General features: G+C 71.6%; 27 protein-coding genes. 21 read left to right on the top strand and 6 right to left on the bottom strand.

All coding sequences use genetic code 11. The features are described from left to right. Positions 1-95: 95 nt before the first annotated feature. Entirely contained in the window at positions 96-914 is an 819-nt protein-coding gene (locus tag AB0383_RS21365) for an IclR family transcriptional regulator C-terminal domain-containing protein (protein WP_366188340.1), read from the bottom strand. A 227-nt stretch (positions 915-1,141) separates the two neighbouring features. Between AB0383_RS21365 and AB0383_RS21370 the strand changes: the two genes are divergently transcribed. Together AB0383_RS21370 and ligD are read left to right on the top strand one after the other, a co-directional pair. After that, positions 1,142-2,578 (top strand): amidohydrolase family protein, encoded by a 1,437-nt coding sequence (locus AB0383_RS21370; protein ID WP_366188341.1) that lies wholly within the window; start codon positions 1,142-1,144, stop codon positions 2,576-2,578. 70 nt (positions 2,579-2,648) lie between these two features. Then, on the top strand, positions 2,649-3,650 hold the full coding sequence (ligD, locus tag AB0383_RS21375; protein ID WP_366188342.1) for a non-homologous end-joining DNA ligase: 1,002 nt from the start codon (positions 2,649-2,651) through the stop codon (positions 3,648-3,650). A gap of 108 nt (positions 3,651-3,758) precedes the next feature. Here ligD and AB0383_RS21380 read toward each other — a convergent pair whose 3' ends face one another. After that, positions 3,759-4,271, bottom strand: coding sequence for a hypothetical protein (locus AB0383_RS21380; protein ID WP_366188343.1), 513 nt, complete (start codon positions 4,269-4,271; stop codon positions 3,759-3,761). Between AB0383_RS21380 and AB0383_RS21385 the strand changes: the two genes are divergently transcribed. The 6 genes from AB0383_RS21385 (at position 4,254) to AB0383_RS21410 (ending at position 10,499) form a co-directional block, all read left to right on the top strand. Continuing rightward, positions 4,254-4,649 (top strand): SDR family NAD(P)-dependent oxidoreductase, encoded by a 396-nt coding sequence (locus tag AB0383_RS21385; RefSeq protein WP_366188344.1) that lies wholly within the window; start codon positions 4,254-4,256, stop codon positions 4,647-4,649. The two genes, AB0383_RS21380 and AB0383_RS21385, sit on opposite strands and share 18 nt — an antisense overlap. 24 nt (positions 4,650-4,673) lie before the next feature. Continuing rightward, positions 4,674-4,883, top strand: a complete 210-nt coding sequence (locus AB0383_RS21390) for a hypothetical protein (protein ID WP_366188345.1) — start codon at positions 4,674-4,676, stop codon at positions 4,881-4,883. Between the two features lie 278 nt (positions 4,884-5,161). After that, positions 5,162-5,611, top strand: a complete 450-nt coding sequence (locus AB0383_RS21395) for a patatin-like phospholipase family protein (RefSeq protein WP_366188346.1) — start codon at positions 5,162-5,164, stop codon at positions 5,609-5,611. Positions 5,612-6,275: 664 nt separating this feature from the next. Next, positions 6,276-6,974 carry a hypothetical protein gene (locus AB0383_RS21400; protein ID WP_366188347.1) on the top strand — a complete coding sequence of 233 codons (699 nt, stop codon included), beginning with the start codon at positions 6,276-6,278 and terminating at the stop codon, positions 6,972-6,974. Between the two features lie 23 nt (positions 6,975-6,997). After that, positions 6,998-9,118 (top strand): DUF2156 domain-containing protein, encoded by a 2,121-nt coding sequence (locus tag AB0383_RS21405; RefSeq protein ID WP_366188348.1) that lies wholly within the window; start codon positions 6,998-7,000, stop codon positions 9,116-9,118. A 94-nt stretch (positions 9,119-9,212) separates the two neighbouring features. Next, complete coding sequence (locus AB0383_RS21410) at positions 9,213-10,499, top strand: MFS transporter (RefSeq protein ID WP_364171193.1); 1,287 nt, start codon at positions 9,213-9,215, stop codon at positions 10,497-10,499. A 25-nt stretch (positions 10,500-10,524) separates the two neighbouring features. Here the strand turns inward: AB0383_RS21410 and AB0383_RS21415 are convergent, their stop codons facing one another. The 4 genes from AB0383_RS21415 to AB0383_RS21430 all read right to left on the bottom strand — a co-directional run bounded on the left by AB0383_RS21415 (position 10,525) and on the right by AB0383_RS21430 (position 14,533). Further along, the gene (locus AB0383_RS21415) at positions 10,525-10,782 is read right to left on the bottom strand and encodes a hypothetical protein (RefSeq protein ID WP_366188349.1); all 258 of its coding nucleotides are present in this window, start codon (positions 10,780-10,782) and stop codon (positions 10,525-10,527) included. 63 nt (positions 10,783-10,845) lie between these two features. After that, positions 10,846-13,191 carry an aerobic carbon-monoxide dehydrogenase large subunit gene (locus AB0383_RS21420; protein ID WP_366188350.1) on the bottom strand — a complete coding sequence of 782 codons (2,346 nt, stop codon included), beginning with the start codon at positions 13,189-13,191 and terminating at the stop codon, positions 10,846-10,848. Continuing rightward, positions 13,188-13,661 carry a (2Fe-2S)-binding protein gene (locus tag AB0383_RS21425; RefSeq protein ID WP_364171187.1) on the bottom strand — a complete coding sequence of 158 codons (474 nt, stop codon included), beginning with the start codon at positions 13,659-13,661 and terminating at the stop codon, positions 13,188-13,190. Before AB0383_RS21425 ends, AB0383_RS21420 begins: the two co-directional genes overlap by 4 nt. Positions 13,662-13,666: 5 nt before the next feature. Beyond that, complete coding sequence (locus AB0383_RS21430) at positions 13,667-14,533, bottom strand: xanthine dehydrogenase family protein subunit M (RefSeq protein ID WP_366188351.1); 867 nt, start codon at positions 14,531-14,533, stop codon at positions 13,667-13,669. A gap of 287 nt (positions 14,534-14,820) precedes the next feature. On the opposite strand from AB0383_RS21430, the gene AB0383_RS21435 reads away from it, so the two are divergent. From AB0383_RS21435 to AB0383_RS21495, 13 genes are all read left to right on the top strand, one after another. After that, positions 14,821-15,057, top strand: a complete 237-nt coding sequence (locus tag AB0383_RS21435; RefSeq protein WP_364171184.1) for a hypothetical protein — start codon at positions 14,821-14,823, stop codon at positions 15,055-15,057. 10 nt (positions 15,058-15,067) lie between these two features. Then, the gene (locus AB0383_RS21440) at positions 15,068-15,934 is read left to right on the top strand and encodes a xanthine dehydrogenase family protein subunit M (protein WP_366188352.1); all 867 of its coding nucleotides are present in this window, start codon (positions 15,068-15,070) and stop codon (positions 15,932-15,934) included. Further along, positions 15,931-16,449 carry a (2Fe-2S)-binding protein gene (locus AB0383_RS21445; protein WP_366188353.1) on the top strand — a complete coding sequence of 173 codons (519 nt, stop codon included), beginning with the start codon at positions 15,931-15,933 and terminating at the stop codon, positions 16,447-16,449. The genes AB0383_RS21440 and AB0383_RS21445 overlap by 4 nt, the downstream gene beginning before the upstream one ends. Before the next feature lie 10 nt (positions 16,450-16,459). Beyond that, positions 16,460-18,724 (top strand): aerobic carbon-monoxide dehydrogenase large subunit, encoded by a 2,265-nt coding sequence (locus AB0383_RS21450; RefSeq protein WP_366188354.1) that lies wholly within the window; start codon positions 16,460-16,462, stop codon positions 18,722-18,724. Beyond that, a complete protein-coding gene (locus AB0383_RS21455) occupies positions 18,721-18,855 on the top strand; it encodes a hypothetical protein (RefSeq protein ID WP_366188355.1) in 135 nt (44 codons plus the stop codon). Before AB0383_RS21450 ends, AB0383_RS21455 begins: the two co-directional genes overlap by 4 nt. 10 nt (positions 18,856-18,865) lie before the next feature. Continuing rightward, entirely contained in the window at positions 18,866-19,798 is a 933-nt protein-coding gene (locus AB0383_RS21460) for an XdhC family protein (protein WP_366188356.1), read from the top strand. Beyond that, complete coding sequence (locus tag AB0383_RS21465) at positions 19,792-20,376, top strand: SRPBCC family protein (protein ID WP_366188357.1); 585 nt, start codon at positions 19,792-19,794, stop codon at positions 20,374-20,376. Before AB0383_RS21460 ends, AB0383_RS21465 begins: the two co-directional genes overlap by 7 nt. Before the next feature lie 10 nt (positions 20,377-20,386). Next, a complete protein-coding gene (locus tag AB0383_RS21470; RefSeq protein ID WP_366188358.1) occupies positions 20,387-20,641 on the top strand; it encodes a hypothetical protein in 255 nt (84 codons plus the stop codon). 13 nt (positions 20,642-20,654) lie between these two features. Further along, the gene (locus AB0383_RS21475) at positions 20,655-20,882 is read left to right on the top strand and encodes a hypothetical protein (RefSeq protein WP_366188359.1); all 228 of its coding nucleotides are present in this window, start codon (positions 20,655-20,657) and stop codon (positions 20,880-20,882) included. A gap of 13 nt (positions 20,883-20,895) precedes the next feature. Then, on the top strand, positions 20,896-21,138 hold the full coding sequence (locus tag AB0383_RS21480) for a hypothetical protein (RefSeq protein ID WP_366188360.1): 243 nt from the start codon (positions 20,896-20,898) through the stop codon (positions 21,136-21,138). 5 nt (positions 21,139-21,143) lie between these two features. Then, positions 21,144-21,419: a hypothetical protein gene (locus AB0383_RS21485; protein WP_366188361.1), complete on the top strand. Its 276-nt coding sequence runs from the start codon at positions 21,144-21,146 to the stop codon at positions 21,417-21,419. Further along, positions 21,416-21,775 (top strand): hypothetical protein, encoded by a 360-nt coding sequence (locus AB0383_RS21490; protein ID WP_354875496.1) that lies wholly within the window; start codon positions 21,416-21,418, stop codon positions 21,773-21,775. Before AB0383_RS21485 ends, AB0383_RS21490 begins: the two co-directional genes overlap by 4 nt. Before the next feature lie 438 nt (positions 21,776-22,213). Continuing rightward, the gene (locus AB0383_RS21495; RefSeq protein WP_366188362.1) at positions 22,214-22,573 is read left to right on the top strand and encodes a cytochrome d ubiquinol oxidase subunit II; all 360 of its coding nucleotides are present in this window, start codon (positions 22,214-22,216) and stop codon (positions 22,571-22,573) included. Positions 22,574-22,628 lie beyond the last annotated feature (55 nt).

The following is a 22,628-nucleotide window of genomic DNA, read 5'->3' on the forward strand; positions in this document are numbered from 1 at the left end:
CTTCGCCTCTCTTCGTGTCCGTCAGGCGGACCAGTGTCCGTCCGGGTCGTCCAACTGAGAGTCTGCGCCAGCGCGGCGCGCCGGTCAAGCGCGGGTCAGGACACGGTCGGCGCGGCGGTGGCGGCACTGTGGGGCACGTCCTCCAGGCGCGCGAAGTCCGCGCTGATGTCGCCCGCGGCCTGCAGCAGCAGTGGCAGGTGGTGGCCGATCAGGCGGTCGACCGGGGTCTCGGCGGCGTGGCAGTTGACGTTGACGCTCGCGATCACGCGGCCGGCCCCGTCGCGAAGGGGCGCCGCCACCGAGCGGATGCCGAGGGTGAGCTGCTCGTCGGTCAGCGCCCAGCCGCGGGCGCGGACCTCACGCAGCTCGGCGTCGCGTTCGGCGTGGCCGGGCTGCCAGCGCGGCACGAGCCCGGAGCGCGTCGGCTCGGCGAGCGTGGTCTCGAGCTCCTCGGGCGAGAGGGCCGCGAGCAGGACTTTGCCCAGCGACGTCGGCAACGCCGGGAACCGGGTGCCGATCTGCACGGCCAGCGACACGATCTTCGGCACCGAAACCCGGGCCACGTAGACGATGTCGGACCCGTCGAGCTGGGCGATCGAGCAGGACTCGTTCGTCTGCGCCACGAGCTTCTCCAGGTGCGGGCGCGCGATGTCCCACAGGCCCATCGACCGCACGTAGGCGACGCCGAGCTCGAGCACGCGGGGCGTGAGGGCGTAACCACGCTCGGCCGCGCGCACGTAGCCGAGTTCTTCCAGTGTCAGCAGGATCCGCCGTGCGGTGGGGCGGGCCAGCTTCGTGGCGGTCGCGACCTCGGCGAGCGTCATCACCGGCTGGTTGGGCCGGAAGGCGGCGATCACTTCGAGCCCGCGGGCGAGCGCCTCGATGAAGTCCGGACCGGTTCCCTCTCGTGGCATGGCACGACCTCCTCACGGCCTGGCGGGCACTGCGTCCCGCGAAGCGTATCCGCTCGCTGTCCGCGAGACGGACAGCATCGCCCGGCCTCGCGCGGCGCGGGGTCCGGCCGGGCATTGACAGGGGCTCCGCGGTGCGCAAAAGTGTCTTCACCCCACTGGTTGTCCGTCAAGCGGACGATTGTACGCGTCGGGGGTCCGTGGGGCTCCGGCGTGGAAGAGAGGCAGCCATGAGCGAGCCCACCGGCCGGCCGGTCGTCCTGCGCGGCGGGACCGTGCTGACCGTCGACGCCACCCGCCGCGTGCTGCCCGGGCACGACGTGCTGGTCACCGGCGACACGATCACCGCCGTCGGCCCGGAACTGGCCGTGCCGGACGGCACCGTGGAGATCGACGCGACCGGCGGCATCGTGATGCCGGGCATGATCGACACCCATCGGCACATGTGGCAGACGGCGATGCGCGGCTACGGCGCCGACTGGACGCTGACGCAGTACTTCGTCTGGTACTACCTGGAACACGGCAAGACGTTCCGCCCGGCCGACGTCTACGCGGGCAACCTGCTGTCCGCCTGGGAAGCGCTCGATGCGGGCGTGACGACCACAGTGGACTGGTCGCACGGGCTGCAGACGACCGAGCACGCCGACGCGGCCGTGGACGCGCTGCAGGCCGTGCCGGGCCGGTTCGTGCTGGCGTACGGCAACATCCAGGACGCGCCGGCGCACTGGACCGCTGCGCCCGAGTTCCGCGAGTTCGTCGCGCGCCGCATGACCGGCGACCCGATGCTCGGCTTCCAGCTCGCGTTCGACGTGACCGGCGACCCGGCGTTCCCGGAGAAGCCGGCGTTCGAGGTCGCGCGCGAGCTCGGCGTGCCCGTGACCACGCACGCGGGCGTGTGGGGGGCGACCGGCGACGACGGCATCCGCCTCATGCACGACCACGGCTTCATGACGCCGGAGACGATCTACGTGCACGGCGCGTCGCTCTCGGCCGACTCGTACCACCGGATCGCCGCGACGGGCGGTTCGGTGTCGGTGTCCACCGAGAGCGAGCAGAGCGCGGGCCAGGGCTACCCGCCCACCTGGGCGCTGCGCTCGCACGGCATCCCGGTGTCGCTGTCGATGGACACGTCGGTGTGGTGGAGCGGCGACCTGTTCACTGCCATGCGCACCACACTGGGCGCCGACCGGTCCCGGGAGCACCTGGAGGCGCACGCGAAAGGCGACACCGTCACGCACGCCGCGTTGCGCGCCGACCAGGTCGTGGAGTGGGCCACCCGCGGCGGCGCCCGGGCCCTCGGGCGCGAGGCGGAGCTGGGCAGCGTCGAGGTCGGCAAGAAAGCCGACCTGGTGCTGGTGAAAAACGATCACTCGCCCGTGTCGTTCCCGCTGCTGAACCCCCACGGCCACATCGCGTTCCAGGCCCAGCGCGGCGACGTGCACACCGTGCTGGTCGACGGCCGCATCGTGAAGCGCGACGGCCGCCTCGTGGACGCCGACCTCGCGGCGGTGCGCCGCACGGTGGACGCGACGGTCGAACACCTGCGCGCGCAGCTGGGCGACGAGGCCTGGGACCAGGGCATGAACCCCGACGTCCCCGCGGCGAAGGTCCTCGACAACCCGTACACCTACACCGACTACCAGAGCGGCAGCACGCACGGCGGGTGACCACTGTGGACGTTTCCGCTCGGTTCGCCTTACGGTGGGGCGAGCGAGACGTCCGAGGCGGGAGGCCGGCATGGCAGGCGGTGCTGAGCGGTCGCGCGTGCCGGCCCCGATCGAGCCGATGCTCGCGACCCCGGACGGCGGCCTCCTGCGCGACAGCCCGGACTACGCCTACGAGTTCAAGTGGGACGGCTACCGCTCCATCATGCGCGTGGCCCCCGACGGCACCACCGTGCTCACGAGCCGCAACAACAACGATTTCACCGGGCGCTTCCCCGAGCTGCTGGGCGTGTTCGGCGACGCGCTGGGCGGGCGGCCCGCGGTGCTCGACGGCGAGATCGTGGCTCTCGACGAGCAGGGGCATCCCGACTTCGGGCTGCTGCAGAACCACGACAGTTCCCTGCGTTCCGTGTCGTACTTCGTGTTCGACGTGCTGCGGCTCGGCGGCGATTCGCTTTTGGACGCTCCGTACGACGAACGCCGGGCTGTTCTTGAGTCACTTGCGCCTGGGGACCGCCGCCTGGCGGCCATCACCCCCTCCTACAGCCACACGGACTTGTCGGCGCAGGGGATGTCGCCGCAGGACCTGCTGGACGTGGCGCAGAAGATGATGCTCGAAGGCCTGGTGGTCAAGGCGCGAGCTTCGCGGTACCACCCAGGCCGGCGGAGTCCGGAGTGGCTGAAGCACCCGTTGATCCGCAGCACGGAAGTCGTCCTCGGGGGCTGGCGGCCGGGCCAGGGGCGTCGTGCTTCCACCCTGGGCGCGCTGCTTCTCGGTGCGCACGATCCTGCGACGGGCGATCTTCTGTACCTCGGTGATGTGGGGACAGGGTTCACCGAGCAGATGCTGGTGGATCTGCGGGAGACACTGGCGCCGTTGGAGCGGCCGGTGAGCCCGTTCGCCAACGCGGTGCCCCGGGACCGGGCCCGGGGGGCGCATTGGCTGGCACCTTCGCTCGTCGGCGAGGTGGTGTACCGCCGCCTGACACCGGGCGACCAGCGGCTTCGGCACACGGCTTGGCGGGGGTTGAGGCCGGATCGGTTGCCGGGTGAGGTGGAAGTTCCGTCGACCTGATCGGGTGCCGGGTGAGGTGGAAGTTCCTCTGTCGCCCTGATCGCACCAGTGGGTTGTCCCGGCCTCGAGACGCGATCGGCGGCGGTCGGGCAGTCGATGAAGGCCTCGCTACCAGACCGACAACAGTCGTGCGTCGGGCTGACCGTTTTCGTCGACCCCGACGAGATGGGCTGCTTCGGGGCCGCTGCGGGAGTCGCCGTCCAGCGGGATGGCGAAGCGATGCTCGCCGGAGTCGACCGCGAGGTAGCGGTGGGGGACCACTTCGTAGCCGTCGATCACGTTGCCGACGAAATAGCGCATGACGACCAGCGACTGTCCTTCGGGAAAGCGCCATGCGCGGCAGCCGTACAACCCGAACGGGTTCGTGAGTGCTCGCAAGACGGGTCCGTCGAAATGCAGTTCGACGTAGTCGCGGACGAAGCTGACCGCGCTGATCTTGCGGCCCACCAGGAGTTGCAGCGACGCGGACAGCTCGTGGGCGGAGGCCATGCCGTGATCGTGCCAGAACTCTCTCTTCGACAGCTGACGGGGGAAGAACCATGACCAGCAAGCACGCTCATCATCGGCGGCGCCAGGGGTCTCGGCCGGGAAGCCGCGCGCAGGTTGGTCGCCGCCGGGCACACCGTCTACAACGGAGCGCGGGACGTCACGCGGGGCCGCGAGGCGGCGGATCAGCTCGGGGCGAAGTTCCTGCAGCTCGATGTGACCGACGACGAGTCCGTTGCCGCGGCGGCCGGCCGGTTGACCGAGTTGGACGTGCTGGTCAACTGTGCGGGCGCGTTCGAGGGCATGCTCGAGCCCGAAGACGCGACGGCGGGGCACATGCGGGAGAGCTTCGACGTCAACGTGTTCGGTGTGGTCCCGACGATTCACGCGTTCCTGCCGGTCCTGCGCCGGTCCGACGCGCCGGTGATCGTAAACGTGGGCAGCGGCCTGGGGTCGTTCGAGACGGTGAACAAGCCCGAGCGGCACGAGTCGCGGTTTCCGTTGCCGGTGTAGGCGTCGTCGAAGGCGGCGGTGGGGATGCTGACCGTGCAGTACGCCAAGGGACTGCCGGGAATCCGCGTGAACGCGGTGGATCCCGGGTTCACCGCGACCGAGACGCACGGCATGAGCGGCGACGGGATCCAGACCGCCGAGGAGGGCACCGGCGCGATCGTGCGCCTGGCGAGCATCGGCGCGAACGGTCCTGCCGGCACGTTTTCCGACCGCCACGGCGAGCTGCCGTGGTGACCGACGCGCTGGTCCTGGGCGGAGGCGGGATCGCGGGCATCGCGTGGCTCACCGGGCTGTTGACGGGCCCGGCCGACGCGCCGGACCGAACCCGGCCGCCAAGCCGACGAGGTCAAGGCGGACGTGGACCCGGCGTCGTTCGGCGCGGACCTCGCTGCCGTATTGAGCGGGGCGGAAACGTCGCCGGAGAGCCGCCGCGCGCTGGCCGTTCTGCGCTCCAACGGCAGACGGTTCCCGAAGCCGCCCGCCTCGCCGTGATCGAGTCCGGGCTGCCTTCGTTGACGTGGCCCGAAAAACCGTGGCTGAAGCTCGTCGCCGTGGATGCCGAAAGCGGTGAACCACGAGGGTTCGACAGCGGCTCGGGGGTGCGGCTGGTCGACGCCCTCGCCGCCAGCTGTGCCGTGCCGGGACTGTGGCCGCCGGTGACGATCGAAGGTCGCCGTTACGTCGACGGCGCCGTCCGCTCCAACACCAGCGCGGACTACGCGGCGGGCGCGGCGCGGGTGCTTGTGCTCGCACCGCTGGGCCACTTCGAACTGTTCCCGTGCGAGACATCACTCGCCGTCGCGATCGGCGACCTGCGGACGGGCGGTGCGGCCGTCGCCTACGTCGAGCCGGACGCGGATTCCCTGGCCGCCATCGGGGCGAACCCGGCTGATCCCGCCACTCGCCGTCCCACCGGGGAAGCCGGCCGGCAGGGCCGCCGCACGGCGCGCGACTGGCGCTGACGCACCCGGTTGCGGATGCACTTTTCACAGCCGGTAATCGATCACCGGAAGAGGCCGTCAGCAGCACCGCGGCCGTACGTGATCGAGACCCGGTTCGAAGTCCGGCGCAGGCACCCCGGCGTCCGAGAGCCGGGCACGGCGCACGGCAGGGGTCGTCATCGCGTGGCCTGAACGCCGAGCGGGACAGGGTGGCTGAAGCTGATGAGCACCGCCGAACCGGTGCACCGCAAGCGGATCCCCGAACCGTGTCCACCCGGGTCGGGCCCGATCGCCGACGCACCGGCACGCCGCCGGCAGCAGCATCGATCCCCGAGAAGGCGACCGGAACGTCGGCGTGCCCGACGCCCGTGCCCAGCCGCGCGGAGAGTCCGGCCGCGCGGTGCCACGCCGCGCCGGGCGGGGGATCCGGCAGGTGCCCGGTCTCGAGCCGGCCGGAGGTGCCCGAAAGCGGGGTTACCATCCGATTCATGCTGCGACGACGTTCCTCGGTCGCCGGGCCGGGGCGTGCCCCACGAACCCCGGCATCGTGTCGTGCGGGGAACTGGCGCGCAGCGAGCTCGACGGGTGAGTTTCCACCGCGTGACCGTTTTTGGTCACCCACCGACCACAATGGACACCCGACGGCTCGTCTGCCGAGAGCTGTCTTCGAGCCGGGGAGGCGCCGATGACCGAGACCTATCCGCCGCGCCGCAGCCCCGGGCGGATCGCCGTGATCGTCATCGCGGTGGTCGTGCTCGTGATCGGCGTGTGCCTGGCCATCGGGGGCGGCGTCCTGCTGCTCGTGTTCGGCTCCGGCGGGTCGCTGAGGTCGGGGGAGCACGACGTCACGACCCCGACCGCGGCCATCGTGACCGACACGGCGCAGATCACCGACACCGGCCGGCTCACCCGCGCGCTCGGCTCGCCCTCGGTGAGCGTCCACGCGACGGGCGGCAACTCGTCCGGCCTGTTCATCGGCATCGGGCCCGCCGCGGACGTCGACCGGTACCTGACCGGTGTCGCGATCGAGCAGGCGCGCAACTTCAACCTCGACCCGTTCGCGCTCGACGCCGTCCGCCGCGACGGCACGGCACTGGCGGTCCCGCCGGCCACCCAGCCGTTCTGGGTCGCGTCCGGGGCGACCGACGTGACCTGGCAGATCACCGACGGCGACTACCGCGCGGTCGTGATGAACGCCGACGGCACGCCCGGCGTGAACTCCCGCCTCGGCGTGGACCTGAACCTGCCGGGCCTGTTCGGCTACGCGCTCGGCCTCCTCATCGGCGGGCTGGTCCTGGTCGTGGCCGCCATCGTCGCGCTCGCGATGGGCCGGCCCCGCAGCCGGGCCCCGGAGCCGACCACACCGGCCCCGCCGCCGTACTGAGACCGCGGACCGGGCCGGCAACCATGGCAGAACACACCGCGACCGTCGAGCACGCGAAAACCCCCGAGTTCCTCACCCGCGCACGGTCGATCGCGCTGGTGCTGTGGCGGCGCGCCCCGTTCACCACGGGCGTCGTCGTGGCCATGGTCGCGCTCGGCCTGGCGACGGGCACGCTGTGGAGCGCCGTCGAGACGCGCGAGTGGTTCCCGCAGGTGTCCTACGGCCTGCCCTCGCTCCTCGACGGCCGCTGGTGGACGTTCCTGATCGGCCCGTTCTTCGCGCTGAACCCGCTTTTCTACCTGCCCGTGGCCGGCGGGTTCGCCCTGCTCGTCGGCCCGTCCGAAGCACGGCTGGGCACGCGCCGGACCGCCGCGATCGCCGTGGGCGCGCAGCTGGCCGCCACCCTCGGCGCTGCGCTGATCCTGCTCGCGCTGCGCGGCACCGGCTGGGAATGGGCGACGCAGCTCGCCGGCCGCACCGACGTCGGGTTCTCCGCGGGCGCGCTCTCTGTGGTCGCCGTGGTCAGCGCGACCATCCGCTCACCGTGGCGGCTGCGGTTGCGCGCACTGCTGTGCGTGTACGTCGGGGTGTCCATCCTCTACATCGGCACGCTGGCCGACCTGGAACACCTGCTCGCCGTCGGCCTCACGCTGCCGCTCGCGCGCCGGCTCGCCGGCCCGAAACGTCTCCGCTCCACGGGCCGCCCGACGCGGCGGGAGTGGCGGCTGCTGGCGGTCACCGGGCTCGTCATCGCGGGCGCGGTGCAGATCGTGGTGCGCATCGCACCCGGCGTCAGCCCGCTCGGCTCCACGGCGGGCCAGGCCGACTCGGTGCCTGAGCTGGCGATCGTGCTCGTGGTGATCGCGCTGATGATCAACGGCCTGCGGCGCGGCAAACGCGCCGCGTGGCGGTGGGCGGTCGGGCTCGCCTCGCTGATCGTGGCGCTCGGCGTTGTGATCGCCGTGGTCGTGCTGGTCGCGGAGATCTTCGGCCTCGCCTACACGATCGAAAACGCGTCGTTCCTCATCGCCGACGCCGTGCTCTGGGGCGCCATGCTGACGCTGCTCATCGCCGCGCGCGGGGCGTTCCGCGTCTCCTCCCGGCGGAAGCGGCGCCGCGCGCTCGGCTCCCGCGACGTCGACGGCGCCACCGAGCTGCTGCAACGCCACGGCGGCGGCACGCTGTCCTGGATGACCCTCTGGCCGGAGAACTCCCACTTCTTCGGCCCCGACGGCGAGTCCTACCTCGCCTACCGCCGCCACGCCGGGGTGGCCATCGCCCTCGGCGACCCGATCGGCCCCGACACCGCCGGCACGATCACGGCGTTCGCCGAGCTGTGCGACAACTCCGGGCTGGTGCCGTGCCTGTTCTCCGTCACCGACGAGACCACCGCCGTCACGGACTCGCTCGGCTGGGCGCGTGTGCAGGTCGCCGAGGACACCCTCGTCGACCTCGACGACCTGGAGTTCCGCGGGAAGGCGTGGCAGACCGTGCGCTCGGCACTCAACCGAGCGGTGAAGGAGGGCGTCGCCTTCCGCCTGGTGACGCTGGCCGACGAACCGTGGTCGCTCGTCGCGCAGGTGCGCGCGATCTCCGAGGAGTGGGTGGGGGACAAGGGGATGCCCGAGATGGGCTTCACCCTCGGCGGTGTGGACGAGGCGCTGGACCCGCGTGTCCGCGTCGGGCTGGCCATGGACGCCGACGGCGTGGTCCAGGGCGTCACGTCGTGGCTGCCCGTGTACGGCGGCGACGGGCAGGTCGAGGGCTGGACGCTCGACGTGATGCGCCGCCGTGGCAACGGGTTCCGGCCCGTGGTGGAGTTCCTCATCGCCTCGTCCTGCCAGGCGTTCCGCGCCGAGGGCGCTCGGTTCGTCTCGCTGTCGGGCGCCCCGCTGGCCCGCGCCCCGGAGGCCCCGCCCGCCGCGCCGCTCGAACGCCTCCTCGACTCGTTCGGCGGAGCGATGGAGCCCTACTACGGGTTCCGTTCGCTGCACGCGTTCAAGACGAAGTTCAAGCCCCGCTACGTGCCGATGTACCTCGCCTACCGCGAGGAGGCCGACCTGCCGCGGATCGGCGTCGCGCTCGCGCGCGCCTACCTGCCGGACGCCTCGCTGGGCTCGCTGGTGCGGATGGGGAAGAACTGACGGGACGGGCGGGCACCCGGGCGACTCTTGGCCGTTTCCCCTCGACCTGCGCGGACTATGCTCGCCGGGTTGATCAACGGGGGAGAGGACGGGGATGGCTGAGCAGGTCCTGGTGCGCGGCGAGCAGGTGCGCCGCGTCGCGGTGGCAAGCGCGATCGGCACGACGATCGAGTGGTATGACTACTTCATCTACAGCACCGCCACCGCGCTGGTGTTCAACAAGCTCTTCTTCCCGTCGCTCTCACCGGCGTCTGGCACGCTGGCGGCGTTCGCGACGCTCGGCGTGGGCTTCGTCGCGCGGCCGCTGGGCGGGATCGTGTGGGGGCACTTCGGCGACCGGGTCGGGCGGAAGGCGATGCTGGTCGCGTCGCTCGTCCTGATGGGGCTCGCGACGGCCGCGGTCGGGGTACTGCCCACGTTCGCGCAAGCCGGCGTGCTCGCGCCCGTGCTGCTGGTGGTGCTGCGCGTGCTGCAGGGCATCTCGGCCGGCGGCGAGTGGGGCGGCGCGGCGCTGATGGCGGTCGAGCACGCCCCGGCGGGCCGGCGCGGGCGATACGGCTCGTTCTCCCAGATCGGCGTGCCCGCCGGGCTGATCATCGCGCAGCTGGTGTTCTTCGCGGTGACGAGCTCCCTGTCGCCGGAGGACTTCCGGTCGTGGGGCTGGCGCGTGCCGTTCCTGGTCAGTCTCGTGCTGGTCGTCGTGGGTCTGGTGATCCGCTTGCGCGTGGCCGAAAGTCCCGTGTTCGCGCGGCTGCGCGAGACCGGCGAACGCAGCCGCGTGCCGATCGTCGACGTGCTGCGCCGCCGCCCGCGAGAGGTGACCGTGGCGGCGTTGAGCTTCATCGCCAACACCGCGCTGGGCTACGTCTTCTTCGCGTACCTGTTGTCCTACGGCACTTCCGTGCTCAAGCTGAGCAGCACCACGATGCTGGTGGAGATCATCGTCGGCAGTGTCGTGTGGCTCGTGAGCATCATCGCGGGCGCGATCTGGTCGGACCGCGTCGGGCGAAAACGGGTGTACCTCGCGGGTTCGGTGCTGCTCGTCGTGTGGTCGATCCCGTTCTTCCTGCTCGTCGACACGCGCCAGCCGTGGTTGCTCGGGGTCGCCGTGGTCGTGCTGAACCTCGGACTGGGCGCGACGTACGGGCCGCAGTCGGCGCTGTTCGCGGAGCTGTTCGAACCGCGCTACCGCTACAGCGGCGCCTCGTTCGCGTACGCGGTGGGCGCGGTCCTCGGTGGTGGTTTCGCGCCCCTGATCGCGACGGCGCTGCAGACGTCGACCGGCACGTCGCTGTCCGTGTCGCTGTATATGGTGGCGGTCGCGCTGATCAGTCTCGGTGCGGTGATCGCGTTTCCGCGCTCGCCGGTCACCACCGGCTGAGATCGGCGGCGGCCAAAGGTGTTCCTCAGGCGGCGGAGTTCAGGTCGTCTAGCGCCTGCGCCCCCGCCGGGGTCAGTTCGGCGGGCACCCACTGCCCGGGCGCGACCTCCCGCACCGGCCGGACAAGCCCGGCGTGCGTGAGCGCGTGCGCGGTGGGCTGGTCCGAGCAGAGCAGGCCGTCGATCCGCAGGTCGGGTTCCCTGCCGGCGCCGAGCTCGGCGCGACCCGCCGCGACGGCGCGCAACAGAGCGAGCGCCCGGCCGTTGAGCGGTGTCGTGGTCATGGCGGTTCCTTTCCGCGTCCCTCACCTCGAACACGGATCCGCGGCCCCGCCGGTTCACCCCGCTCAGGAGATCGCCAGGTCGGCCCGCAGTGGTGAGCCGCGCATGGCGCGCCAGACCGCGGCGGGCGTCAGCGGCATGTCGGCGTGGCGCACCCCGAACGGGGCGAGCGCGTCGACCACCGCGTTGACCACGGCCGCGGGCGAGCCGACGGTCGCGGACTCGCCGATGCCCTTCGCGCCGATGGGGTGGTGCGGCGAGGGCGTGACGGTCTCGCCGAGCTCCCAAGAAGGGCACTCCAAAGCTGTGGGCAGCAGGTAGTCCATGAAGGAGCCGCCGAGGTGGTTGCCGTCGGTGTCGAAGGCCATGAGCTCCATCAGTGCCATGCCGATGCCGTCGGCGAGGCCACGGTGCACCTGGCCCGCGACGATCATCGGGTTGATCCGCACGCCGCAGTCGTCCACGGCGATGAAGCGGCGCACGCGCACCTGGCCGGTGTCCGCGTCGACGTCGACCACGCACAGGTACGCGCCGAAGGGATAGGTGAGGTTCGGCGGGCTGTACACGGTGCTCGCGTCGAGCTGTCCCTCCACGCCGTCGGGCAGCGCCAGGTCGGAGTGGGCGGCCAGAGCGATCTCGCGGATGGTGTGCCCCCGGCCGGGGACACCGCGCACGAACCAGCGCCCGCGTTCCCACTCGAGGTCGTCCGGGCTCACCTCGAGCATCGCCGACGCGACCTGCCGCGCGCGTTCTCGCACCTTGCGCGCCACCGTGACTGCGGCCGCACCCGACACCGGCGTCGAACGCGAGCCGTAGGTGCCGAGGCCGAACGGCGTGTGGTCGGTGTCGCCCTGCACGACCTCGACCTCGTCGGGCGGGATGCCGAGCTCGGCCGACACGAGCTGCGCGAACGTCGTCTCGTGGCCCTGGCCCTGCGACATGCAGGACAGGCGCAGCACGGCCGAGCCGGACGGGTGCACGCGCAGCTCGGCGCCGTCGGCCATGCCGAAGCCGAAGATGTCCATGTGCTCGCGCGGGCCGGCGCCCACGGCCTCGGTGAAGAAGCTCAGCCCGAGGCCCATCAGCTCGCCGCGGGCGCGTTTCTCGGCCTGCTCCCGGCGCAGCTCGTCGTAGCCCGCGATCTCCTTCAGCAGCGTCAGTGCGCGCGGGTAGTCGCCCGAGTCGTACTGCCAGCCCGTGGCGCACGTGTAGGGGAACTGCTCAGGCCGCAGCAGGTTGCGCATGCGCAGCTCCGCCGGGTCGAGCCCCAGCTCGCGCGCGAGGACGTCCATCATCCGCTCGACCACGTACACGGCCTCGGTGATCCGGAACGAGCACGCGTACGCGACGCCGCCGGGCGCCTTGTTCGTGTAGACGCCGGTGACCGAGCAGAACGCGGCCGGCAGGTCGTAGGAGCCGGTGAACACGTGGAAGAACCCGGCGGGGAACTTCGCGGGCTGCGCGGTGCCGTTGAACGCGCCGTGGTCGGCGAGCACGCGCACGCGCAGCCCGAGCAGCCGGCCGTCGCGCGTCGCCGCGATCTCGCCGCGCATGTGGTAGTCGCGGGCGAACGACGTGCTCATCAAGTTTTCCGACCGGTCTTCGGTCCACTTCACCGGCCGCCCGGTGACCATCGAACCGACCACCGCGCACAGGTACCCCGGGTACATCCCGACCTTGTTGCCGAAACCGCCGCCGATGTCGGGCGCGACGATGCGGATCCGGTGCTCGGGCAGTCCGGTGATCCGCGAGTACAGGATCCGGTGCGCGTGCGGCGCCTGCGCCGTGGCCCACACCGTGAGCTTGCCGGTGATCGCGTCGATGTCGGCCACGGCGCCGCACGTTTCCAGCGGCGCCGGGTGCACGCGCGGGTAGAGCATGTCCTGCCGGGCGACCACGTCCGCTTTCGCGAAGGCGGCTTCCGTCGCTTCCTCGTCGCCGGAGGACCAGTCGAACACGTGGTTGTCGGCCTTGCCGAGGTCGTCGCGGATCACGGCGGCGCCGGCGGCGAGCGCGGCCGGCGCGTCGACGACCACCGGCAGCGGTTCGTACTCGACGTCGATCAGCTCGAGCGCGTCTCTTGCCGCGTACCGATCTTCCGCGACCACGAACGCGATCTCCTGGCCCTGGAATCGGACCTTGTCGGTGGCCAGCACGGCCTGCACGTCGTGCGAGAGCGTCGGCATCCACGCCATCCCGCGCATCCCCAGGTCCTTCCCGGTGAGCACGGCGCGGACCTTGGGGTGCGCCTCGGCCGCGCTGGTGTCCACCGACACCAGGCGCGCGTGGGCGTGCGGGCTGCGCAGGATCGCGCCGTGCAGCATCCCGGGCAGCACGAGGTCGTCGAGGAACGTGCCGCGCCCGCGCACGAAGCGGGCGTCTTCCTTGCGGGGCAGCGAACCGGAGGTCATGGTGCTTCCCCGTCCGGGTGCTCGGCCGCCCACCGGATCGAGCGGACGATGTTCTCATAACCGGTGCAGCGGCACAGCTGCCCGGAGATCGCTTCGCGGATCACGTCTTCGCTCGGATCCGGGTCGCGGTCGAGCAGCCAGCGCGCGGTCATCAGCATCCCCGGCGTGCAGAAGCCGCACTGGATCCCGTGGCACGCCACGAAACCCTGCTGCACGGGGTCGAGCTCCGCGCCCTGGCCGAGGTCCTCGACGGTGCGCACCCGCTTGCCGTCGGCCATCGCCGCCAGCACCGTGCACGACTTCACCGGAAGGTCGTCGAGCCACACCACGCAGGTGCCGCAGTTGGAGGTGTCGCAGCCCCAGTGCGTGCCGGTGAGCCCGAGGTCGTCGCGTAGCAGGTGCACGAGCAGCAGACGTGGCTCGACCGTGCGGCGGTGGGGCTCGCCGTTGACCGTCACCGTGATCTCCACGCCCGTCAGCCTCCGGCTCGCTCCGCCGCCCGGTGCAACGCCCGTGTGGTGAGCGTGGCGACGAGGTGGCGTTTGTAGTCCGCCGGGCCGCGCTGGTCGGCGGCCGGGGAACAGTGCTCGGCCGCGGTGACCCCGGCCTTCTCGAAGCGTTCCGCCGAAGCGGCGCCACCGCGCAGGAAATCCTCGGCCTCGGCCGCGACGAACCGCGGCGCGCCGACCGCGGTGAGCCCGATGCCGGCTTCGGCCACATCGTCGCCTTCGAGCACGAGCTCCGCCCCGGCGGCCGCCACCGCCCAGTCACCCGCCCGGCGGCCGACCTTCGCGTACGCGCTGCCGCTGCCGTCGCGAATCGGCAGCCGCAGCTCCACGAACAGCTCGGCCGGGCCGACGACCGTGCTGTAGGGCCCGGTGAAAAACTCGCGCACGGGCACGGTTCGCGTGCCTTGCTCACCGCGGATCACGGCGTTGGCCCGCACGGCGGCGAAGGCGGCCGACAGGTCCTCCGACGGGTCGGCCTGGCACAGCGAACCCCCGATCGTGCCGCGGTTGCGCACGATCGGGTCGGCGATCACGCGCTCGGCGTCGGCCAGGACCGGGAACAGCGCGCCGGCCTCGGCCGAGGCCAGCAGCTCCGCATGCCGCACCAGCGCGCCGATGCGCAGCTCGCCGTCGGAGACCTCGATCCCGCACAGCTCGGTGAGCTCGTTGACGTCCACGAGCGCTTCGGGCCGGGCCAGCCGCAGCTTCATCATCGGGATCAGGCTGTGCCCGCCCGCGATCACGCGGCTTTCCGGGCCGTACTTGGCCAGCAGCGCCAGCGCGTGCTCGACGCTCGTGGCCCGCTCGTACTCGAACTGCGCCGGCACCTGCATGACGGTCGATAGTCCCCGCCGCGCGGGCCCGCCGCAACAGCGGATTAACCGATGGCCTACTGCGCCGTTGGTTACCAATCCGACCACAGCCACGCTCCGAGCTTTCGTAGCAACGGTTACCTCATGCCCGGGGTCTGCCTACTTTTGGTCGGATTGGTAACAGGTAGAGGCACCGGTTCCGCCCAGCTCGGCACGGGGTTAAGCAAAGGGTTAATCGCGGATTGTCGCGGCCGTGGTCCCGGTGGAGCATCACGGCAGCTGACCAACGGCGGAAGCAGGTGCGCGTCATGCGGATCGAGTCCGACGGGCACAGCCGCGGCAACCCCCGGCTGTTCGAGCTCGTCGAGGACGCACCGAAGCAGGGCCCGGGCCCGACCGTGTGGGCGTGGCCCGACCTCGTGGACTTCCTGAAGGTGGCGGGCCGCCCGGTCGCCGGGCCGTGGCCGCCACACCAGCGGGCGCGGCAGGACCCGGAAGAGGACACGCTGCCCACGGCCGTGGCCGAACCTCCCGAGAACGGCTGAGGAGGCCCGCGTGTACCCGTCCCGGTTCCGGTACGAAGCACCCCGTTCCCTGGCCGAGGCGCTCGACCTGCTGCACACCGGCGGCGACGAGGCCAAGGTCCTCGCGGGTGGGCAGAGCCTGGTGCCGCTGATGAAGCTGCGCTTCGCCGCGCCCGCGCTCGTCGTCGACATCAACAACGTGCCCGGCCTCGCCCACCACGAGCTCGACGCCGAGGGCAACCTCCACGTCGGCGCCCTGTGCCGGCACGCGGATCTCGAACGCTCGCAGCTGCTCAAATCCGTGCAGCCCACGATGGCCGCCGCAGCGCCGCTGATCGCCGATCCCATCGTGCGCAACCGCGGCACGCTGGTCGGTTCGCTGTGCCACGCCGATCCCCACGGCGACTGGGCTTCGGTGGTGCTGGCGCTGGACGGTTCGATCGTCGTGCAAGGACCCGCCGGCCGGCGCCGCATCGCCGTGCGCGACTTCGTGCTCGGCCCGTTCGAGAACGCGCTGGCGCCCGACGAGATCGCCGTGGAGGCCGTCATTCCCGCACCGCGCGGGACACCCGCGGGCGGTTACCTCAAGCTGGAACGCCGGGTCGGCGACTTCGCGACGGTCGGCGTCGCCGTGGCGGTGGAGACACAGTCCGGCACGGTCACCCGCGCCGGCATCGCCCTCACCGGCGTGGGCGGTTCGACGATCGAAGCCACCGACGCCGAGCACGCGCTCGTGGGCGGTCCGCTGACGCCGGACAGCGTGGCGGAGGCCGCGGCCCTGGCGGCCGCGGCGGCCCGCCCGAAGACCGACCACCGCGGCACGGCCGAGTTCAAGCGGCACCTGGTGCGCACGTTCGTGGTGCGCGCGCTGGGCCGCACCGGGGAGGAAGCGGCGTGACGAGCGTCCACGAGATCCACGAGGAAACCACCGGCGACGTCCCGATCCGTCGGATCACGGTCACGGTCAACGGCGAGCGCCGCGTGGTCGAGTGCGAACCGCGGCTGCTGCTCGCGCACCTGCTGCGCCAGGGCCTGGGCCTCACGGGCACGCACATGGGCTGCGACACCACCAACTGCGGCGCGTGCACCGTGCTCGTCGACGGCCGCGCGGTGAAGTCGTGCACGATGCTCGCGGTGCAGGCCGACGGGCACGAGGTCACCACCGTCGAGGGGCTCGCCACGGCGAGTGAGCTGCACCCGCTGCAGGAGGGTTTCCGCGAGGAACACGGCCTGCAGTGCGGCTTCTGCACGCCGGGGATGATGCTCTCGGCCAAAGCCCTGCTCGACGAGAACCCGGATCCGTCCGAAGAGGACGTCCGCTGGGCGCTGTCAGGGAACCTGTGCCGCTGCACCGGGTACCAGAACATCGTGAAGTCGGTGCTGTGGGCCGCCGCCAAGCTGCGGTCCGAATAGGAGGCTCGACGTGTCGCAGGCGTTGGACGAGAACAAGATCGGCGGGCTCGGCGTCAGCCGCAAGCGGGTGGAGGACAACCGGTTCATCCGCGGGCGCGGGAACTACACCGACGACATCGTGCTGCCCGGCATGCTGCACATGGAGATCCTGCGCAGCCCGCTCGCGCACGCGCGGATCAAGTCGATCGACACCAGTCGGGCGTGGGAGATCCCGGGGGTGCGGCTGGTGCTCACCGGCGAGATGGCCGCGACCCGCAACCTCGCGTGGATGCCCACGCTCTCCTACGACACCCAGGCGGTGCTCGCCACGGACAAGGTGCGGTTCCAGGGCCAGGAAGTCGCGTGCGTCGTCGCCGACGACCCCTACATCGCCAAGGACGCGTGCGAGGCCATCGACGTCGAGTACGAACCGCTGCCCGTGATCGTGAACCCCGGCCAGGCCGTGGCCGAGGGCGCGCCGCTGATCCGTGACGACAAGGCGGGCCAGGCCGACAACGTCGTCTACCGCTGGGAAGTCGGCGACCAGGCCGGCACCGACGCGGCGTTCGAGAAGGCCGACGTGGTCTCGAAACTGCGGCTGCACTACCCGCGTTCGCACCCCTCGCCGATCGAGTGCTGCGGCTCCGTGGCCGACTTCGACCGCGCGACGCGGAAGCTCACCGTGTACATGACCACGCAGGCGCCGCACATCATCCGCGCCGCCGTGGCGATGGTGGCCGAGCTGCCCGAGCACCTGATCCGCATCATTTCCCCGGACATCGGCGGCGGCTTCGGCAACAAGGTGCCCGTGTACCCCGGTTACGTGTGCTCGATCCTGTGCTCCATCCTGCTGGAGCGGCCCGTGAAGTGGATCGAGGACAAGACCGGCAACCTGATCTCCACCGGGTTCGCCCGCGACATGTACCTCGACGGCGAGATGGCGTTGCGTGCCGACGGCAAGATCCTCGGCGTCCGCATGCATGCCGAGGCCGACCACGGCGCGTTCTTCGCCGACGCGCAGCCGAGCAAGTTCAAGATCGGGCTGCTGCACTCGACGTTCGCCTGCTACGACGTGCCCGCCGCGCACCTCACCGCGCGCGGCACTTACACCAACAAGGCGCCCGGCGGCGTCGCGTACCGCTGCTCGTTCCGCGTCACCGAGGCGATGTTCTTCCAGGAGCGCATGGTCCACCAAGCCGCGAAAGACCTGGGGCTGGACCCGGCCGAGTTCCGGCGGCGCAACTTCGTCCGCGCCGACGCGTTCCCGTACCGCACGCCGTTCGGGTTCCTCGTGGACTCCGGCCAGCCCGAGGCGTGCCTCGAGGTGGGGCTGAAAGCCGTGGGCTACGAGGACTTCCTGCGGCAGAAGGAGCAAGCGCGCAAACGCGGGCGGCGCCTGGGCCTCGGGATCTCCACGATGACCGAACCGCTCGGCGCCGGCAACAGCCGCGAGTACGACATCCTCGGCATCAAAATGTTCGACTCGGCCGAGTTGCGCGTGCACATGACGGGCAAGGCGCTGCTGCGGGTCGGCGCGAAGAGCCAGGGGCAGGGCCACGAGACCACGTGGGCCCAGATCGTGAGCCACGAGCTGGGCATCCCGGCTGACGACGTCACGGTGGAGGAGGGCGACACCGACACCGCGCCGTTCGGCATGGGCACCTACGCCTCGCGCAGCACGCCGGTCGCGGGCGCGGCGATCTCCATGGTGTCGCGCAAAATCCGGGCCAAGGCGCGCAAGCTCGCCGCACACCTGCTCGAAGTGTCCGAAGAGGACCTCGAGTGGGAGCTGGGCCGGTTCTCCGTGCGCGGGGTGCCCGAGCACGGCGTGACCATCCAGGAGTGCGCGATGGCGGCGTACGGCAACATGCCCGACGGCATGGAGCCCGGGCTGGAGAACCACGCCTACTACGACCCGCCGAACCTGACCTGGCCGTTCGCGGTGTACATCGTCACCGTCGAGGTCGACCCCGAAACCGGGGTGTGGGACGTGCTCAACACCGTGGCCGTGGACGACTGCGGCGTGCGCATCAACCCGATGATCGTCGAGGGCCAGATCATGGGCGGGCTCACCGAGGCCTACGCGATGGCGAACATGCAGTTCATCACCTTCGACGCCGAGGGCAACTGCGTCGGCTCGAACTACATGGACTATCTGCTGCCCTGCTGCCCACCGCGTGGGAGACGCCGGGGTTCGAGCTGCACAGCGAGGTCGTCACGCCGTCGCCGCACCACCCGATCGGCGCCAAGGGCGTGGGGGAGTGCGCGGCGGTCGGCGGGCCGGCGGCGTTCGTGAACGCGGTGATGGACGCGCTCGACGACACCGGCGTGCGCAACATCGACATGCCGCTGCTGCCCGACCGCGTGTGGGAAGCCCTGGCGCAGCGCCACGACGTGTCCGGCGCGCCGCCGGTGCGGACGGACTGACATGTCCACCGTGGACTCATCCGATGGCTGGGACGTCCTCGCCCACGCCGGTGAAATGGCCCGCCGCGGTGAGGCGTTCGCGCTCGCGACCGTGGTGTGGCGCCAGGGCCCGTCGTCGGGCAAGCAGGGCTGCCGCGCGATCATCACGGCCGAGGGCGAGCTGCGCGGGTGGATCGGCGGAGCGTGCGCCGAGCCGGCCGTGATCCGCGAGGCCCGGCAGGCGCTCGTCGAAGGTACGCCCCGGCTGCTGCTGCTCGGTTCGCCGGAGCAGTTCGGCGCGGCGGTGCCCGAGGGCATGACGGTGGTGCCGATCTCCTGCCAGAGCGAGGGCGCGCTGGAGGTCTACATCGAGCCGGTGCAGCCCGTGCCGCACCTGGTGGTGGTCGGGCGCTCGCCGATGGCGCACACGCTGGTGGAGCTGGCGGGTTCGCTCGGGTGGCACGCGCAGCTCGTCGAGCACACCGGGCTGGACGCCGTGACCGCGCGGTCCTTTGTGGTCGTGGCGACGCAGGGTCACCACGACGAGGAGGCGCTGGAGCGAGCCCTCGCCGCACGGCCGGCGTACGTCGGGCTCGTCGGCTCGCGCCGACGCGGGGCGAGCGTGCTCGGTTACCTCGCCGACCGCGGGGTGGCGGCCGACGAGCTGGACCGCGTGCAGGTGCCGGCCGGGCTGGACCTCGGCAGCGTGTCACACCGGGAGATCGCCGTGGCGATCCTGGCCGAGCTCGTGCGGATCCGGGCGGCCCGCGGGGTGCCGCCCGGTCCGCCGGCCTCCGCTGTTTCGGACCCGGCGGAGACCGTGGACCCGGTGTGCGGCATGACCGTGGAGGTCGACGATCCGGTGGTGTTCGAGGGCCACGAATACAGCTTCTGCTGCGCCGGCTGCCGCGCCGCGTTCCTGCGCGACCCCGGCGCGTACGCCAAGAAGGAGAGCCGATGCTGATCCGCAACCAGTTCGAGGTCGCGCAGCCCGTGGACAAGGTCTGGCGGTTCTTCGACGACGTGCCGGCCGTGGCGACGTGCCTGCCGGGCGCGGAGCTGACCGAGGACCTCGGCGACGAGCGCTACCGCGGCCGCGTGGGCGTCCGCCTGGGACCGGTGTCGCTGAAGTTCGACGGCGTCGCGGCCATCACCTCGCGCGACGAGGACGCCCGCCGGCTCGTGGTCGACGCGAGCGGCGCCGAAGCCCGCGGCCGGGGCCAGGCGGCCATGGTCGTGACGGCGACGCTGGCCCGCGCGGACGTGGGCACCCGCGTCGACTTCGAGCAGGACCTGAAGGTGTCCGGCGCCGCCGCGCAGTACGGGCGGGGCATGATCGCCGACGTCTCGTCGGTGCTGATGCGCCAGTTCGCCCTCAACGTGCAGGAGGCCATCGCGCGCGCCGAACGCGGGGAGACGGCGGCGGCGCGGCCCGCGGCGGCCCCGGCCCGCGGGTTCACGCTCGGCCTGCAGGCGACGCTCATGGCGCTCAGGCGCGTGTTCCGCCGGTTCTTCGCGCACTACCCGAGCACCCCGGCCTGAGGAGGAAACCGTGGTCCTGTGGTGGATCGGCAACGCCGTGCTGCTGTTCGCGGTGCTGCCCGTGGTGATCGCCCTGCTCAACCGTGTGCTGGCCGCCGTCGAGCGGATCCGCGCCGCGGCCGACGACATCCTCGTGGGCGGCGTGCGCCTCGCGGGGCAGCTCGAACCCGTCCCGGAGGCGCTCGCGCGCACCGACCGCACCATCGGCGAAGTGGCCGTAGGCGCGACCCGGTACGCCGGCAGCGTCGCGAAACTGCTGGGCTGAAAGGAGTTCCGCCATGCCTGCCGCCGCCTGGGCCACCCTGGCCATCAGCGCGCTGATCATCCTGTTCGCCGCCGTCGGCCTGCTCCGCGTGATCCTGCACCTGCGCCACGTCCGCCACACGCTCGGCAGCGTGCTGGGCGGCGTGCGCGTGATCGCGGAGGAGACCGCGCCCGTGCCCGCCGCGCTGGGCTCGGTCAACGCGAACCTCAAGCCGGTGCGCGACTTCTGCGAGTCGGTGTGAGAGGGGGAGTGTCATGACCACGGGCTGGATCATCGGGTTTTCGATCGGGGTCGTCATCGTGCTCGTCGTGGTGGCGCTCGTGGTGCCGATCCTGGCGCTCGCGCGCTCCATCGGCCAGGCCGCGCCACTCATCGACGACGAGCTCAAGGCGGCCGAACGCAACACCGCGCCGCCGGCCGAGCTGCGCACCACCATCGACCACGCCGAGGTCATCGTCGCCGGCCTGCGGCGCGGCCGTGAGCGGCTGGGAGGCTGATCCGAGTGTCCACACAGGACGAGACGTTGTGGTGGATCGCCATCGCCGCCGGGTTCGTGGTGATCCTCTTGGTGGTGGCTCTGCTGAGCCTGCTCATCCACTACGTGAAGGTGATCGACCGCCGGGTCGCGGGCATCCGCGACACGCTGCACGGCGCCGCCGACAACACGCAGCACACCGACCTGATCCCCGTCACGGCCACGCGCGTCGACGCCGTGCTCGCCGAAGGCCTGCAGCGCCACCTGTTCCTCGGCCGTGTGCTCGGAAAGGTGAAATCGTGACCACCACCCTGATCGTGCTGACCGTCGTCGACATCGCCTTGCTCATCGCGGGCCTCGCGGTGTACCTGTTCTGGGTCGGTGGCCTGCTCGCCCGCATCGCCACGAACCTGGAGGACTGCGCGGACACCGTGCGGCGCATCAACACCCACGCCGAGGCGATCGTGCCGGGCGTCTCGCACATCAACCGCACGGGCGCGGTGGTGGCCGGCGCGTTGCCGCTGCTGTACGGGATGGCGGAGGAGATCGTGGCGGGGGCGACCTACACGCCGCCGACGGAGGAACGCCCGCCCGCGCGCCCGGCGTCGGGGACCCGGCGCTCACGGCTGCACGACGCGGTGGGATTCGCGTCGCACTGATCGTGTTCGGCGTCGGCGCGCCGGGCCAATGCCGAGATCAGGGTGGGTTCAAGGCGCCGCATGAGGAGTGCTTCGCGACGTGGCTACCGCGATTCGCGAGGCGCGGAAACGTCGCGGCACGTTCCTGAGCATCGAGGAGGCGGAGCGAGCTTCGCGGCCGGCTGACTCCCGTCCTTTGCGGTCCGGTGCCGGGGCCGACGTCATCCCCGCCGGGTGATGCCCGCCGGGTGCGCGACCCGCCAGGGTCGGGGGCACCGCCACAACCGGCGGACCCTCCGAGCGGCTGGGGCCGGTGCACGGGCAAGCGCGCAGGGGTGATCGTGGGCGAGACGTTGACGAGCTTGGCGAACGCGGCTGCGGGCGTGAATCCCGTTCCGTGGGCGCGTTCGCAGATGGCCTTCACGCTCGGGTTCCCATTATCCTGGCGTCTTCGGCCGGTTGATCTCGTGGGCGCTGCCCCCGGTCGTGCTCAGCGTCCTGTGCGGGTTCGGCGCCCTGGTGCTGCTGGTCCGCGACGCGGCCCGCGGCGCACGGGTGCTCGCCGTGGTCGCGGTCGCCTGCATCATCCTCAGCTGGGGCATCGCCCAACGGCCCTACCTGCTGCCCGAGACCCTCACCATCGCCGCCGCCGCCGCACCAACCGGAACCCAGACCGCGATGCTCGTGGCCGTGGGACTCGCCGTGCTGATCGTGCTACCCGGCTTCGTGCTGCTCTACGTGCTCGACCAGTGCCGACTGCTCCCCGAGGAAGGCCTCGAGGACGCCGCCGACACCGCCGTCGACACCGAGGCCGGCTGAGCCGTACCGCAATCACCTGCGAAAGGTGATTGCCGCGCCGCCTGGTCCACGGATC

The sequence above is a fragment of the Amycolatopsis sp. NPDC051373 genome, from assembly GCF_040689465.1.
Taxonomy (GTDB): Bacteria; Actinomycetota; Actinomycetes; order Mycobacteriales; family Pseudonocardiaceae; genus Amycolatopsis.